Genomic DNA, 13,403 nt, shown 5'->3' with positions numbered 1-13,403 from the left:
GACGGCTAAAGCACGATGGGGTGAAGTGCAATCCGTCTGTGAATTGTTCCAGCTTGCTCGGATACCGGCCTCCGGTTCCGTGCTTTCGAGAACCTGGGCGTAGACGAAAAACACCCGCGGAGGCCGGTGCAATATCTGTACCAGTCCCCGCGGGCGTCGATGCTTGTCCTTTGCCTTACTTGCCGAAGCGCGGGAAGGCGGAGCGGCCGGCGTAGACGGCGGCGTCGCCAAGCTCCTGCTCAATGCGCAGCAGACGGTTGTACTTGGCCACGCGCTCGGAGCGGGCCGGTGCACCGGTCTTGATCTGGCCGCAGCCGAGGGCGACAGCGAGGTCGGCGATGGTGGTGTCCTCGGTCTCGCCGGAGCGGTGCGACATCATGGTGCGGTAGCCGTTGCGGTGCGCGAGGTCGACGGCATCGAAGGTCTCGGACAGGGTGCCGATCTGGTTGACCTTGACCAAAAGCGCGTTGGCGGCCTTCTTCTCAATGCCCTCGGCGAGGCGCTTCGGGTTGGTGACGAAGAAGTCGTCGCCGACGAGCTGGACCTTGTCGCCGATCTTGGCGGTCAAGGTGGTGTAGCCCTCCCAGTCGTTCTCGTCGAGGGGGTCCTCGATGGAGACGATCGGGTACTGCTCGACCAGGTCGGCGTAGACCTGGATCATCTCCTCGGCGGAGTGCTCGCCGCCCTCGAACTTGTACACGCCGTCTACGAAGAACTCGGAGGAAGCAACGTCGAGCGCGAGCGCGACGTCCTCGCCGAGGGTGTAGCCGGACTTCTCCACAGCCTCGACGATGAGGTCGAGAGCCTCCTTGGTGGAGCCGACGGACGGGGCGAAGCCGCCCTCGTCGCCGAGGCCGGTGGACAGGCCCTTCTCCTTGATCACGGACTTGAGCGCGTGGTAGACCTCGGCGCCGGTGCGCAGCGCCTCGGCGAAGGTCTCGGCGCCGATCGGGGCGATCATGAACTCCTGGACGTCAACTCCGGAGTCGGCGTGGGCGCCACCGTTGAGGATGTTCATCATCGGCACCGGCAGGATGTGGGCGTTCGGGCCACCGACGTAGCGGTACAGCGGCAGGTCAGAGGCCTGGGCGGCGGCGCGGGCCACGGCCATGGAGACGCCGAGGATGGCGTTGGCGCCCAGGCGGGACTTGTTCTCCGTGCCGTCGAGCTCGATCATCGCTTGGTCGATGAGGCGCTGGTCGTCGGCCTCGATGCCGATCAGGGCGTCGGCGATCTCCTCGTTGACGTTGTCCACTGCCTGCTGCACGCCTTTGCCGGAGTATCGCTCGTCGCCGTCGCGAAGCTCGTGCGCCTCGTGCTCACCCGTGGACGCGCCGGAGGGGACACCGGCCGTACCGTGGGAGCCGTCGTCGAGGAAGACCTCGGCTTCGACGGTCGGGTTACCGCGGGAGTCCATGATCTCGCGGGCAAAAACGTGAATGATGTCAGCCACTGGCCAAGCTCCTTAAACTGGGGAGATTCTGGAGGTGTTTCCAGCGCCCCATTGTTCCAGAAAGGCCGCGCGTGGGTGGGTTTATCGGTGGGCCGACTGGTTCAGCGCATAGTTCGCGGCAGCGTCGCGCACACTGACCACGTAGTCGTTGGAGCGGTTGTAGGACAGCACCGCTTCGCGCCACCCCTGTTCGGTGGAGAGGTCACGCCCGTTCGCGCACAGGAGGTTCGCCGCGCTTAAGGCAGCGTCGTCGATCTGCTGCGGGTTCGCGCGGCCGTCGCCGTCGGCGTCGCGGCCGAAGATCCGCCACGAGCTGGGAATGAACTGCATCGGCCCGACGGCGCGGTCGAACTCTGTGTCCTCATCGAGGGCGCCGCCGTCGGTGTCGGTGATCCGGGCGAAGCTTCCGGAGCCGTCGAGGGCAGGACCGATGATCGGCGGGGTGGCGAAGCCGTTGTCGTCCAGCCGCGCGGGGTCAAAGGTGCGGCCCGAGTAGGTGCCGTGGCGCGTTTCCACCCAACCGATGCCGGCGAGCGTGTTCCACGCCAGGTTGCAGGCGGGCCAGGACTCGGCGGCGATGAGTGCCGCGTTGCCGTAGGCGCGCACGGCCTGCGGGTCGATGCCGGTCTGCTCCGCGATTGGCGCGGCCCACTCGGCGAGGTTGTTGGCGGTGCGGCCGGGCGCGTGGACGTCGATAAGCGGCGGGGCCTGCGCGGCGGCCGGCGGAAGACCCGTGGGCACCGGCTGGCGCGAGGGGCCGGGCACGGGCGACTGGAAGATGGAGAACAGCCACCCGGTCAGCGAAATGATGAGGACGATGGCCGCGACAACGCCGACGATTCCCGCGCAGCCACAGCCCGCGGCGAGGGGGCTGCGTCTGGGCCGGGGTGAGGTCATGGGGGCATATCCTACCGGCCGATCGCGCACGACAAAGTCACAGCTTGTCGACGATCCCCTTCGCCTCCGCCAGACCCAGCGACGGGTGGTTCACCCGCAGCGCCTTGATCGCGCGGTTCAAAAACTGTCCCCATACGTCACTTCAGCCACATCCGTCCCACTGATGCGGTATCGTATGCATCCGTCAACTACTTCCCCATGCAAAGGATGTCTTCCCATGCGCCGCATCGCCGCCACCGTCGCCGCAGGCTTCATCGCCTCCGCCGCCATCGCCTCCCCCGCCCAGGCCCAGGCCAACTACTTTGAGCTGCTCAAGGTCGTCAACGGCAACGTCGCCACCGCAGACTGCAACGTGCTCGGCACCGCGCTGCGTACCACGGGCTTTGTCAATGACTCCACCACCCGCTCCGAGCTCGTCACCAGCCTGAACAAGGCCGTCGGCGAGGACGCTTCCCTCCGCCTCGTCGCCGCCGGCACCATCAACGCCGCCGGCGACCGCGCGCTCGAGTGCGGCGTGGTCAAGCCGGACCCGGTCACCCCGATCACCCAGGCGATCGACTTCGCCTCCCAGATGTCCTCCCAGGCCGGCCTGCCGCAGCTGCGCGACCTTTTGCCCGCGATCGCACGCTAACGCGCTTCTCGACGCTTCCCCTCAGCCCACAGGCGCTCCTGCTCCTCAACCCCCACGATTCCCGCGCTGCCGTCAAACAGGTACGGCGCGCGGGATTTCATTTTGTCCGTGAACGCCTGGGCGACGTCGGCGAAGTCGAACGCCCCACGTTCCCGGGCAAGCTCGGCGTGGAAGATCACTTGCAGGAGGACGTCGCTAAGCTCGGCGTGCATCTCTTTATCCCCGAGCCCCTGGCGCACCGCCTCGGCGAACTCACCGGCCTCCTCCTCGAGGTACGGCAGCAGCGACTCGTGCGTCATCGCGCGCTCCCACTCGCCGCGTGCGCGTGCGCGACGCATCGTCTCCACGGCCTGGTGGACGGGGTCGGAAAGACTCGGCACCGTGAGCACTTCCTCGTCCGCGGCGCGAGAGCGCACCTCGGGGGACTGCGGATCCGTGGTCACCAGCCAGCCCGGCCCGCTCTCAGGTGCTGTGTCCGCCAGCGCCCAGCGCACCGACACCGGCACCTCCGCGGTGAACTCGACCGGGCCTCGGATGCGCGACGCGATACCCAGCGGGATCATGTCGGGCCAACGGGAGTCGAGAACAAGGATGGTCATGGTGCCCCATCCTATTGGCGCACAATTTGTCTGCCACAATGGAGCGCATGAATCAGATCCTCGACGCACTCAAAGCCGTCACCCCGACCTCCGAGGACGTCATGAACGACTCCTCGACGTTCTCCCCGCGCCGCTGGAAGACCGGCTGGCCCCACCACCTGCGCCGCGTCCCGCCGTTCCGCGACGACATCTCCGCCACCCTGACGCGCGCCGAGGTCTTCCTCTTCGCCGAGGACGTCGCCCGCTCCGAGTACAACCGCGACCAGATCATCGACTTCCTCGGTGCCGCCTTCGCCTACGGCGCCGGCCAGTCCCCCGCCGTGCTCACCCTGCAGCAGTTCCTGCGCAACAAGGGCAAGGCCACCCAACTCATCCAGGCCATCCGCGGACTTTCCGGCAAGTCCCCCGCCGAGCAGTACGCCGCGCTGACCGCGACGGGTCTCGCCCCGAAGTACGCCTCGCTCGTGGCCTACTTCCTCGCCGGGCCGCAGTCGGCTGAGGACGACTCCCCCGCCATCATCTGCTCTAACCGCGCCGCCATCGCCGGCCTGGACAAAGACGCTGACTGGTCCGAGGCCGACTACGCCGAGTACCTCTCGCGCCTGCGCGAAGCCCGCGACACCTTCGACAAGGAGCTGCCTCTCGACGCCGTCGAGTGGGCCATGCGGAAGTTCACCGCCGATAAGGCTTAAGAGTTGCCGAATGCGCGCCGGTTAAGCTCCCGGCGCGCCTGTTCGAGGGCGACCAGATCCGAAAACAGCGCGTTATACGACTCCTCATCTTCCGAGGGCCGCATGCGCTGCAGCTGAGCCTTCAGCTGCGCGATCTGGTCGCCCACGCGCATCTCCTGCAGCCTGGACAGCACCGAATCCGCGTAGGCGGTCAGGTTGTCGGCGTGGACGTCCTCCACCGCCAGCTCGGAGACGAAGTTGCGTCCCGCATTACTCGTCATCGCGTCCGTGACCACCGGCAGCCAGCTCGGGTTCGCGTTGGTCACGCCGCCTGCGGCCGCGATCGCGTCGCGCACCTGCCGGTACGCCGGGTGCGTGAACGCGTCCGGGTGGATGCCCTCGAAGTACATCCCCGCGATCTCCGGGTACTGCAGGGCGATCTTGAGCGACTCGCGCTGCGGCCACAGGATCTGGTCGTTCGGGTTCGGCACCTCGAACGACGGCGCCGCCACCGCCTCGGGCTGCTGCGCTCTTCTCATCACCCGCTTCTTCTGCGCCGGGCGCTTCGCCTCCGCGCGCACCTGCTGCAACACCTCGTCCGGGTTTGGCCAGCCGACCCAGCCCGCTAATCGACGCGCGTACTCCGCCTGCAAAACGCGGTCGGAGATGCCGGCGACGACGGGGACGGTGCGTCGCAAAGCTTGCAAACGCCCCTCCGCCGTATCGAGGCTGTAATTCTTGAGCAGCGACTCGATGACAAACTCGAACATCGGCACCCGGCTAGCCACCAGATCTCGCACCGCCGCGTCGCCCTTCTCCTGGCGCAGATCGCACGGGTCCATGCCCTCCGGTGCCACTGAGACGAACGATTGCCCCGTAAACGCCTGGTCGCCCTCGAACGCGCGCATCGCCGCCTTCTGGCCCGCCTCATCACCGTCGAAGGTGTAGATCAGCTCGCCGCGGAAGTAGTCGTCGTCAAGCATGAGGCGGCGGATAATCGCCATGTGGTCCGGGCCGAACGCGGTGCCGCAGGCGGCCACGGCCGTCTTCACCCCGGCCGCGTGCATCGCCATGACATCCGTGTAGCCCTCCACGATCACCGCCTGATGGCCCTCCGCGATGTGCTTCTTAGCCAAATCCAGGCCGAACAGGACCTTGCTCTTGTGATAGAGCATCGTGTCCTGGGTATTCATGTACTTGCCCATCGGGTCGTCGTCGAAAAGCTTGCGCGCGCCAAACCCGATCACGTTGCCCGCGACATCCTTGATCGGCCACAACAAACGACGGCGGAACTTATCGATCGGCCCGCGCCGACCCATGCTGCTCAGACCCGCGTCCTGCAGCTCCTTCGCGTCAAAGCCCTTGCGCAGCAGGAACTTCGTCAACGTATCCCAGCCGTCCGGGGCGTACCCGCACTCAAAGTGGTGGATCGTGTCCTTGTCGAAGCCGCGGTCCAGCAAGAAATTGCGCGCCGTCTCCGCATCCGGCGACTCCAACTGCTCACGGTAGAACTCGTGCGCCGCCTTGTTCGCGGCGAGCAGGCGAGCGCGGGTGCCGGGCTTCACATCACGCGCGCCTGTGGATCCGCCCTGGTAATTGATGTGGTAGCCAATGTGCTCCGCCACCGCCTCCACAGCCTCCGGAAACGACAGCTGCTCCATCTCCATCAGGAAGGAGAACACGTCTCCGCCCTTACCCGTGGAGAAACAGTGGTAATAGCCCCGGGCCGGGCGCACGTGGAAGGACGGCGTCTTCTCGTCCTTGAACGGACTCAGCCCTTTAAGCGAATCATGCCCCGCAGGCTTGAGCTGCACGTACTCGCCGACAATCTCGTCGATCGGCGCGCGCTCGCGGATAGCCTGAATGTCACTATCCGGAATTCTGCCCCTTGCCATGGCCTACATACTAGCCCCGCATAGGAACCCCGTCGCCAATGTGCGAAAATGCTGGCCATGCACAAGTCGAAGGGCCTGAACAACCGCTACCTAGGCGTCCTGCTCATCGGACTCATCGCCCTGTCCGGGACCATGTTCGGCGGACGCGCCCTCGTCGAAGGCGGCCCCAACGGCATCGAAGCATGCGACTCCATCCCCGCCGAAGCCCACGAGACCATCGAAGACGTCAAACGCGGCGGCCCCTACGAGCACCCAGGCTACGACGACACCCGCTTCGGCAACTACGAAAACGTCCTGCCCGAAGAGGAACTCGGGTACTACCGCGAGTACACCGTCGACACGCCGGGGCTCGGGCACCGCGGGGAGCGGCGCATCGTCACCGGCGGCGGTGCGGACGGGGTCGTCGACGACTGGTACTACACCGGCGACCATTACGAGACCTTCTGCGAGGTGCCGGGGGTTTAGGGGGTTCGGGGTGCGTTGGGGTGTGGAGGGCCTGTGACGCGTGGGACGGGACGAGCACCTAGGCGGTTTCGCGCCGGTTTCGGGGCCGAAAATACCCTACATGCTCGTTATTCCCGAGGGACCCAGCGGGAGGGCCTGTGACGCGTGGGACGGGACGAGCATTTAGGCGGTCTTGCCGGGGTTTCGGGGCCGAAAACAGGCTAGATGCTCGTTATTTCTGAGCGGCCCAGCGGGGGCGCGTGTGACGCGTGGGACCGAACGAGCACCTAGGCGGTTTTACGCGGGTTTCGGGGCGAAAAACGCCCTACATGCTCGTTATTCCCGAGGGGCCCGCCGATGTCGGCCGTAACGCGCCGACGCCGGACCAAAAATGGGCATCTACGCCATGAACCCCGCAACGCCCGCGGCCTTCTTGGCGGCGCGCTCGAGGCGCGACTCGGTCATCGAAGCGATCTGGTCCACGATGACGCGCTCGCGCTCGGCGTCGGTCTGCGCCATGGCCCACCACTGCTGGTACATGGTGTCGAGGGTGCCCGGGGCGCCGGCGCGCATGTAGCTGTGGACGCGGTAGATACGGTCGCGCTGGCGATCCTGGCGGCGCAGGTGGGCGGGCATGTCCATGATGTAGAGGACGGCAACGGTCTTGAGTAGGCGGACCTCGGCTGCGGCCTCGGGTGGGATGACGAGGCTGCCGAATTGGCGGCCGAGGGCGCCGGTGGGGTTGGCGTCGTTAAGCAATGCCTCGGGCGAGTTGCCCTCGTGGGCGAGGGTGGCGGTGGCGACGGCGCCGACGTAGCGGCCGACGAGCTCGGAGGTGAGCTGCTTGAGGCCGGCCCAGGAGGACAGGGTGTAGTCGAAGTCGCCGGCGGCGGCGATGGAGTCGAGGGCGCGGAGGCGATCGGCGGCGTCGATAAGCTCGTCGGCGGTGCCACCGAAGGCTTTCGCACCCTTCTCCGCGAGGGCGGCGAGCTCGACGAAGTCCCACAGAACCTTGAGCGTGATGCGGCCGGAGACGATGCCGTCTTCGACGTCATGCACGGAGTAGGCGATGTCGTCGGAGCAGTCCATGACCTGCGCCTCCATCGGCGGGGCGGCATCGACGTGGCCCTGGCGCAACCAGGCGAGGATGTCGGCGTCCTCGTCGTAGGCGCCGTACTTGCGGTTGGCGGAGCCGTCCGGGTTCGTGCGGGTCAGCGGGTACTTGCAGGCGGCGTCGAGGGCGGCGCGGGTGAGGTTGAGGCCGTAGGACGTCTCGCCGACGAGCATCTTCGGCTCCAGGCGGGTCAGGATGCGAAGTGTCTGCGCGTTGCCCTCGAACCCGCCGGGGGCGACCTCGTTGAGGGCGACCTCGCCGTTGTGACCGTAGGGCGGGTGGCCGATGTCGTGGGTGAGCCCGGCCATCTCGCACAGGTCGGAGTTAAGCCCGAGAGCTTCGCCGATGCCTCGCGAGATCTGCGCCACCTCGAGGCTGTGCGTCAGGCGCGTGCGCGGGGTGTCGCCGTCGCGCGGGCCGACGACCTGGGTCTTGTCGGCAAGGCGACGCAGGGCGGCGGAGTGGAGCACGCGGGCGCGGTCGCGGGAGAAGGCGCCGCGCTCCTGAAAGCCGTCGACGATCTGCGATCCCTTCGGCCCCTCGGTCGCGCGGCGCTCGGTGTCGAAGGTGGAATAGTTGAACACGCACCCAGCGTAGATGGCCAAGCGGTCATGTCCGGGAAGCGACTACCGTAGTGGGCATGAAAAAGCGCTCCTTCCGCATCTTGGTCGCCGCTCCCGTCCTCGCCGGTGGCACGCTCGCGTTGGCGGGTGCGCCGGCCGCACTCGCGCTGGCGCCGTCCGTGCACACCACACAGCTCGCCCAGGCCCAGGCCACCGCGCCCGGCAGGCTGGTCAACCCCGTGACCGACCAGGCGGGCGTGCTCTCCCCCGCCGAGCTGGAGCGCGTCGAGCAGGCGATCCAGCGCGTCGCCACCGAGCACCAGCGCGCGGTGCGGGTGGTCTACCTCGACTCCTTCGGCGCGATGTCACCCGAGCAGTGGGTGCAGCGCGCCGTCGACGCGTCGGGGTCGAACGTGGCGGTCATCGCTATCTCGCCAGATGAGCGCTCCTTCTACGTCCAGGGCGGTGAGATGTGGTCCCAGTCGGATGTGGACCGCATGTATGACGCCGCCTACGAGCGCCTCACCCAGAAGGACTGGGCGGGTGCCGGCATCGCGGCAGCTGAAGCGGCAAGCGGTTCGGGCGGATCCGGCTCCGGTTCCAGTTCCGGTTCTGACCTCGGCTGGGCCGCGGGCGGCGTCGGCCTGATCGCGCTCGCCGGCGGCGGCATGTGGGCCGCAACGCGCCGCAGCTCCAAAAAGACCCACGCCAAGCAGCTCGCCTCCGCGAAAGCGCTCGACCCGGCGGACGCGAACGCGCTGGGCAATCTGCCCACGCCGACGCTCGAGGAGCTCGCCCGCGATGCGCTGGTTACCTCGGACGAGTCGATCCGCCAGGGCAAGGAAGAGCTCGACCTCGCCACATCCGAGTTCGGCCCGGAGCGCGTGCGCCCATTTACCTCCGCGATGAACAGCGCCGCCTCAACCCTGCAGCGCGCGTTCGCCACGCACCAGAAGCTTTACGACGCAATCCCGGAGACCGAGCCGGAAAAGCGCGCCATGCTCATCGACATCATCACCACCTGCGGCCAGGCCAACAAGGCCCTGCAGGAACGCAGCGCGGAGTTCAACGACATGCGCGGTGTGCTGATCAACTCCGAAAAGGAAATCGAGAAGATCACCCAGCGCACGATTGATATCCGCACCCGCCTCGAGCCGGCCGCATCGCTTCTCGACGCCCTCCGCACCCGCCACTCCGAAAGCTTCCTCACCTCCCTCGAGGACAATGTCGACGTCGCCCGTGCCTCACTCGACGAAGCGGAGCGCATGCTCGGCGAGGCACGCGAGGTCGCCGCGAAGCCGGCCGGGCGCCAGGGCGCACTGGTCGACCTCCTCGCCACCGCCTCCCACGCGGTGGAGGTCTCCGATACGAACCTCACCGCCATCGAGCACGCCGAGGACAACATCCGCTCCGCCCAGGCCAACCTCCCTGCCCTGGTCCGAGAGATCGAGGATGAGCTGCGCGAGATCGAGCAGCTCAAGGCAGCGCGCACTCAGGGCGCGAACGTCGACGTCGCGGCGCTCGATGCTGTCTCTGCCGAGGCGCGCCGCCGTCTCGATGCCATGGGAGACCGCGCCGAGACCGACCCGCTGTCGCTCTACACCGAGCTGACGGATCTGGATTCGCGCATCGACGCCGAGATCGACCGCGCCCGCGGCGCCGCCACGGACCAGAACCGCCAGCTCCAGGTGCTTGACCAGCAGCTGCGCGCCTCCGCCGCCCAGATCCAAAGCGCCGAGGACCTGATTAACTCCCGCGGCCGCATCATCGGGTCACGTGCCCGCACACTGCTGGCCGACGCCAAACGCCAATTCAACGAGGCACGCAACCGCCGCACCAAGGACACCCGCAACGCGATCGCGTTCGCACGCGAGTCAGCGGAGACGGCCCGCCGCGCCGCCGGCGCTGCCAACGACGACATCAGCCGCTACCGACAGAGCCAGGCCCAGTCCACGGCCGGCAACATCGCCAACGCGGTGATCTGGGGCTCCATCCTCTCCGGGGGCTTCGGGGGAGGCGGCGGTGGCGGCTTCGGTGGCGGCGGTGGCGGCGGCTTCTCCGGCGGAGGCCCGTCTGCCCGCGGCGGGATGTTCTAGCGCCGGATGCGCCGGGTGCGCCGCGTCGGGGTGTCCACGTAGGTCAACCCCCAGGTGATAAAGGCGAGGTCGACGGGGTCGACGCCCTCGCTTACTGCGCTTACTGCGAGGTCGAGGCTGCCGTCGGCGCGGCCGCGGGTGCGCGCAATGACGCGCCCTGCGGCGTCAGTGATCTCGCGGCGCTTTCCGCCAGTGCAGCGCGCGCTGTAGGCGCGGCCGTCGCAATCGGCCAGGTAGCGGGCCACAGTCAAGCCCGCCTTGTGCAGGCGGTACGCGGCACCGTTGGGGGCGACGGCGCGCACGTCGGTGGGATCCTCGGACACCAGGCGCAGCCGCGTCTGCCCCACCACGAGCTCGCCGTTGGCGAAGGCGGCGGTGAAGGGGGCGTCGATAAGCGAGGTGCCCTGCCAGATCATGGCTACTGCATGAAGAAGACGACGACCACGAAGACGGAGAGGAACACGAGGAAGGCGATCAACGCGTTCGAGTTGAGCATCTTCTTCGCCTCGAGGACCTCGCGGGAGATCCAGGCGAGGGCGGCGATGTCGGTAACCGGCAGGGACGTCTCGCCCTCGAACTCGAGGATGGCGCGGCGCACGCCGTTGTGGTCCTGCGTGAACTGGGCAACCTTCTCACCGGCGGCATCGTCGATGATCCAGTTCTTCGCGCCTTCGTTGACCAGCTGGTAACCGCGGCCCTCGACGTTGACGTTGAGGGTCTTGGCGCGCTTCAGGGAATCCTGCGTGCGCACGATCTCCACACCATCGCGGGTCGCGACAGCGCCGGACTCCGGCGAGGTGACAAGTTCCCACACCTCGTCGCCAACGCGGGCGCGCTCGTGGGTAAAGGTCCCGATGATCTCGGGGCCTGCCTCCGCGAGTAGTGCGAGGTTGTTCTTGTCGCTACGGTCCCAGCTGACGTACTTCACGCAGATGCTCCTTTAGGCTCCGAGTAGACGAGCGGCGAGGTAGGCCTCCAGCTCGTCGATCTTGACGCGCTCCTGCTCCATCGTGTCGCGCTCGCGGACAGTCACCGCGTTGTCTTCGAGGGAGTCGAAGTCGTAGGTGACGCAGAACGGGGTACCGATCTCGTCCTGGCGGCGGTAGCGGCGGCCGATGGCACCGGAGGTGTCGTAGTCGATGTTCCAGTGCTTGCGCAGCGTGTCGGCGAGCTCCTCGGCCGGGCCGGAAAGCTCCGGCTTCTTCGACAGCGGCAGCACGGCCACCTTCACCGGGGCGAGGCGGCGATCCAGCTTCAGCACCACGCGGGTGTCGGTGCCGCCCTTGGTGTTGGGGGCTTCTTCCTCGTGGTAGGCGTCGATAAGAAATGCCATCAGCGCGCGGCCGAGGCCGGCGGCCGGCTCGATGCAGAACGGGATCCAACGCTCGTTGGCTTCCTGGTCGAAGTAGGACAGGTCCTCACCGGAGGCCTCCGCGTGGGTGCGCAGGTCGTAGTCGGTGCGGTTGGCAATGCCCTCGAGCTCGCCCCACTTGGAGCCCTGGAAGTTGTAGGCGTACTCGATGTCGACGGTGCGCTTGGAGTAGTGCGACAACTTCTCCTGCGGGTGCTCGTAGAGGCGCAGGTTCTCCGGGTCGATGCCCAGGTCGATGTACCACTGGTAGCGGTTGTCAATCCAGTACTGGTGCCAGGTCTCGTCCTCACCGGGCTTGACGAAGAACTCCATCTCCATCTGCTCAAACTCGCGGGTGCGGAAGATGAAGTTGCCCGGGGTGATCTCGTTGCGGAAGGACTTGCCCATGTTTGCGATGCCGAACGGGGGCTTCATGCGCGCCGAGGTCATCACGTTCTTGAAGTTGACGAAGATGCCCTGCGCGGTCTCCGGGCGCATGTAGTGCAGGCCCTCTTTGTCGTCGACCGGGCCGAGGTAGGTCTTCATCAGGCCCGAGAACTCACGCGGCTCGGTCCACTTGCCCGGCTGGCCGGTCTCCGGGTCGTTGATGTCAGCCAGGCCGTTGACCGGCGGGTGGCCATGCTTCTCCTCGTAGGCCTCAAGGAGGTGGTCAGCGCGGTAGCGCTTGTGGGTGTGCAGCGACTCCACCAGCGGGTCAGTGAAGACATCGACGTGGCCGGAGGCGACCCACACCTGGCGCGGCAGGATGATGGAGGTGTCCACGCCGACGGTGTCGCGGCGCGACTGCACCATGTGCTTCCACCACTGGCGCTTGATGTTCTCCTTCAGCTCCACCCCCAGCGGGCCGTAGTCCCACGCGGAGCGGGTTCCGCCGTAGATCTCTCCTGCGGGATACACCAATCCGCGACGCTTGCAGAGGTTAACGACGGTATCAATGGTGGAGGCCACAACTACTCCTGACTGAGTTACGACTGGGTTACAACAGCAAAAAACGTACCCGCCCAGTGTAGCCGGTCGCCCCTGACGCGTCCGATTACCTCCCAGCCGGTTGTTCAACTCATGTACAATTCTTACACTTGTCAATAATCTGTTGAAACGTCAGCACTTCTGGTTCGCCGCTATGGTGCGTACCACTCAGCTCGCCGACACGTCGTAGGAAGGAGATTCGAGCATGGAGTATCCCGACGTGGATGTGCACCGCGTTGCCCGTATCGCCAAAGCACTCGATTCGCCACTCCGCCTCCGCATCCTGCTTTTGCTCTGCTGCAGAACACACGTCGTCCACGAGCTGGTCTCCTCGCTCGAGAAGTCACAGCCGCTGATCAGTCAGCACCTCCGCGTGCTCAAGCAGGCGCGCCTCGTCTCCGCCTCCCGTCACGGCCGCGAGGTCGAATACTCCATCGCCAACTCCCAGGTCGAAGAAATCCTCACCAACCTGATGAGCCTTGCTGACGACGACTTCTCCGCCGAGCTCGGATACGAAGCTAGCCACGCACCATCCGGAGCCGGCCCTGGCATCACCGCCATCATCGAGCCCCCGCAGCGAAGCCGCCCCGCCCTCGATCCGGGCCTGACCCCCGTCACGCCCAAACCGCACCAGGACTAGGCATTCTCTAGACGCACCGACCGACAGCAAGCGCATCTGGGGTTCTCGCGCCTACACTGGTT

The 13,403-nt window shown here is 66.8% G+C and carries 13 protein-coding genes; 5 read left to right on the top strand and 8 right to left on the bottom strand.

The annotated features are described in order from the left end of the window. Positions 1-175: 175 nt before the first annotated feature. Together eno and VVR41_RS06135 are read right to left on the bottom strand one after the other, a co-directional pair. Positions 176-1,453: a phosphopyruvate hydratase gene (gene eno / locus VVR41_RS06140; protein ID WP_368524023.1), complete on the bottom strand. Its 1,278-nt coding sequence runs from the start codon at positions 1,451-1,453 to the stop codon at positions 176-178. Positions 1,454-1,534: 81 nt separating this feature from the next. Then, positions 1,535-2,350: a lytic transglycosylase domain-containing protein gene (locus VVR41_RS06135; RefSeq protein ID WP_368524022.1), complete on the bottom strand. Its 816-nt coding sequence runs from the start codon at positions 2,348-2,350 to the stop codon at positions 1,535-1,537. 217 nt (positions 2,351-2,567) lie between these two features. On the opposite strand from VVR41_RS06135, the gene VVR41_RS06130 reads away from it, so the two are divergent. Further along, complete coding sequence (locus tag VVR41_RS06130; RefSeq protein WP_368524021.1) at positions 2,568-2,981, top strand: hypothetical protein; 414 nt, start codon at positions 2,568-2,570, stop codon at positions 2,979-2,981. On the opposite strand, the gene VVR41_RS06125 is transcribed toward VVR41_RS06130, so the two are convergent. Continuing rightward, positions 2,978-3,580 carry a MazG nucleotide pyrophosphohydrolase domain-containing protein gene (locus VVR41_RS06125; RefSeq protein ID WP_368524020.1) on the bottom strand — a complete coding sequence of 201 codons (603 nt, stop codon included), beginning with the start codon at positions 3,578-3,580 and terminating at the stop codon, positions 2,978-2,980. The two genes, VVR41_RS06130 and VVR41_RS06125, sit on opposite strands and share 4 nt — an antisense overlap. A 47-nt stretch (positions 3,581-3,627) precedes the next feature. Between VVR41_RS06125 and VVR41_RS06120 the strand changes: the two genes are divergently transcribed. Next, positions 3,628-4,272, top strand: coding sequence for a hypothetical protein (locus VVR41_RS06120; protein ID WP_368524019.1), 645 nt, complete (start codon positions 3,628-3,630; stop codon positions 4,270-4,272). Here VVR41_RS06120 and dnaG read toward each other — a convergent pair. Beyond that, positions 4,269-6,146 (bottom strand): DNA primase, encoded by a 1,878-nt coding sequence (dnaG, locus tag VVR41_RS06115; RefSeq protein WP_368524018.1) that lies wholly within the window; start codon positions 6,144-6,146, stop codon positions 4,269-4,271. The genes VVR41_RS06120 and dnaG overlap by 4 nt on opposite strands. Before the next feature lie 57 nt (positions 6,147-6,203). Between dnaG and VVR41_RS06110 the strand changes: the two genes are divergently transcribed. Beyond that, positions 6,204-6,611 carry a ribonuclease domain-containing protein gene (locus tag VVR41_RS06110; RefSeq protein ID WP_409338283.1) on the top strand — a complete coding sequence of 136 codons (408 nt, stop codon included), beginning with the start codon at positions 6,204-6,206 and terminating at the stop codon, positions 6,609-6,611. 378 nt (positions 6,612-6,989) lie between these two features. On the opposite strand, the gene VVR41_RS06105 is transcribed toward VVR41_RS06110, so the two are convergent. Then, positions 6,990-8,288: a deoxyguanosinetriphosphate triphosphohydrolase gene (locus tag VVR41_RS06105; RefSeq protein ID WP_368524016.1), complete on the bottom strand. Its 1,299-nt coding sequence runs from the start codon at positions 8,286-8,288 to the stop codon at positions 6,990-6,992. Between the two features lie 56 nt (positions 8,289-8,344). On the opposite strand from VVR41_RS06105, the gene VVR41_RS06100 reads away from it, so the two are divergent. Then, complete coding sequence (locus tag VVR41_RS06100) at positions 8,345-10,363, top strand: TPM domain-containing protein (RefSeq protein ID WP_368524015.1); 2,019 nt, start codon at positions 8,345-8,347, stop codon at positions 10,361-10,363. On the opposite strand, the gene VVR41_RS06095 is transcribed toward VVR41_RS06100, so the two are convergent. Genes VVR41_RS06095 through VVR41_RS06085 form a run of 3 tightly spaced genes read right to left on the bottom strand, consistent with a single transcriptional unit; the run spans position 10,360 to position 12,683 of the window. Further along, complete coding sequence (locus VVR41_RS06095) at positions 10,360-10,779, bottom strand: hypothetical protein (protein ID WP_368524014.1); 420 nt, start codon at positions 10,777-10,779, stop codon at positions 10,360-10,362. The two genes, VVR41_RS06100 and VVR41_RS06095, sit on opposite strands and share 4 nt — an antisense overlap. A 2-nt stretch (positions 10,780-10,781) precedes the next feature. Next, positions 10,782-11,291 (bottom strand): hypothetical protein, encoded by a 510-nt coding sequence (locus VVR41_RS06090; RefSeq protein ID WP_368524013.1) that lies wholly within the window; start codon positions 11,289-11,291, stop codon positions 10,782-10,784. Positions 11,292-11,303: 12 nt separating this feature from the next. Next, positions 11,304-12,683, bottom strand: a complete 1,380-nt coding sequence (locus VVR41_RS06085) for a glycine--tRNA ligase (RefSeq protein ID WP_368524012.1) — start codon at positions 12,681-12,683, stop codon at positions 11,304-11,306. 223 nt (positions 12,684-12,906) lie between these two features. Between VVR41_RS06085 and VVR41_RS06080 the strand changes: the two genes are divergently transcribed. Beyond that, entirely contained in the window at positions 12,907-13,341 is a 435-nt protein-coding gene (locus VVR41_RS06080; RefSeq protein WP_368524011.1) for an ArsR/SmtB family transcription factor, read from the top strand. The last annotated feature ends 62 nt before the right edge of the window (positions 13,342-13,403 follow it).

The organism is Corynebacterium sp. LK2510, assembly GCF_040946405.1.
Lineage (GTDB): Bacteria > Actinomycetota > Actinomycetes > Mycobacteriales > Mycobacteriaceae > Corynebacterium.
The sequence above is the reverse complement of the archived record's forward strand: the minus strand, read 5'-3'. Positions and strand labels throughout refer to the sequence as shown.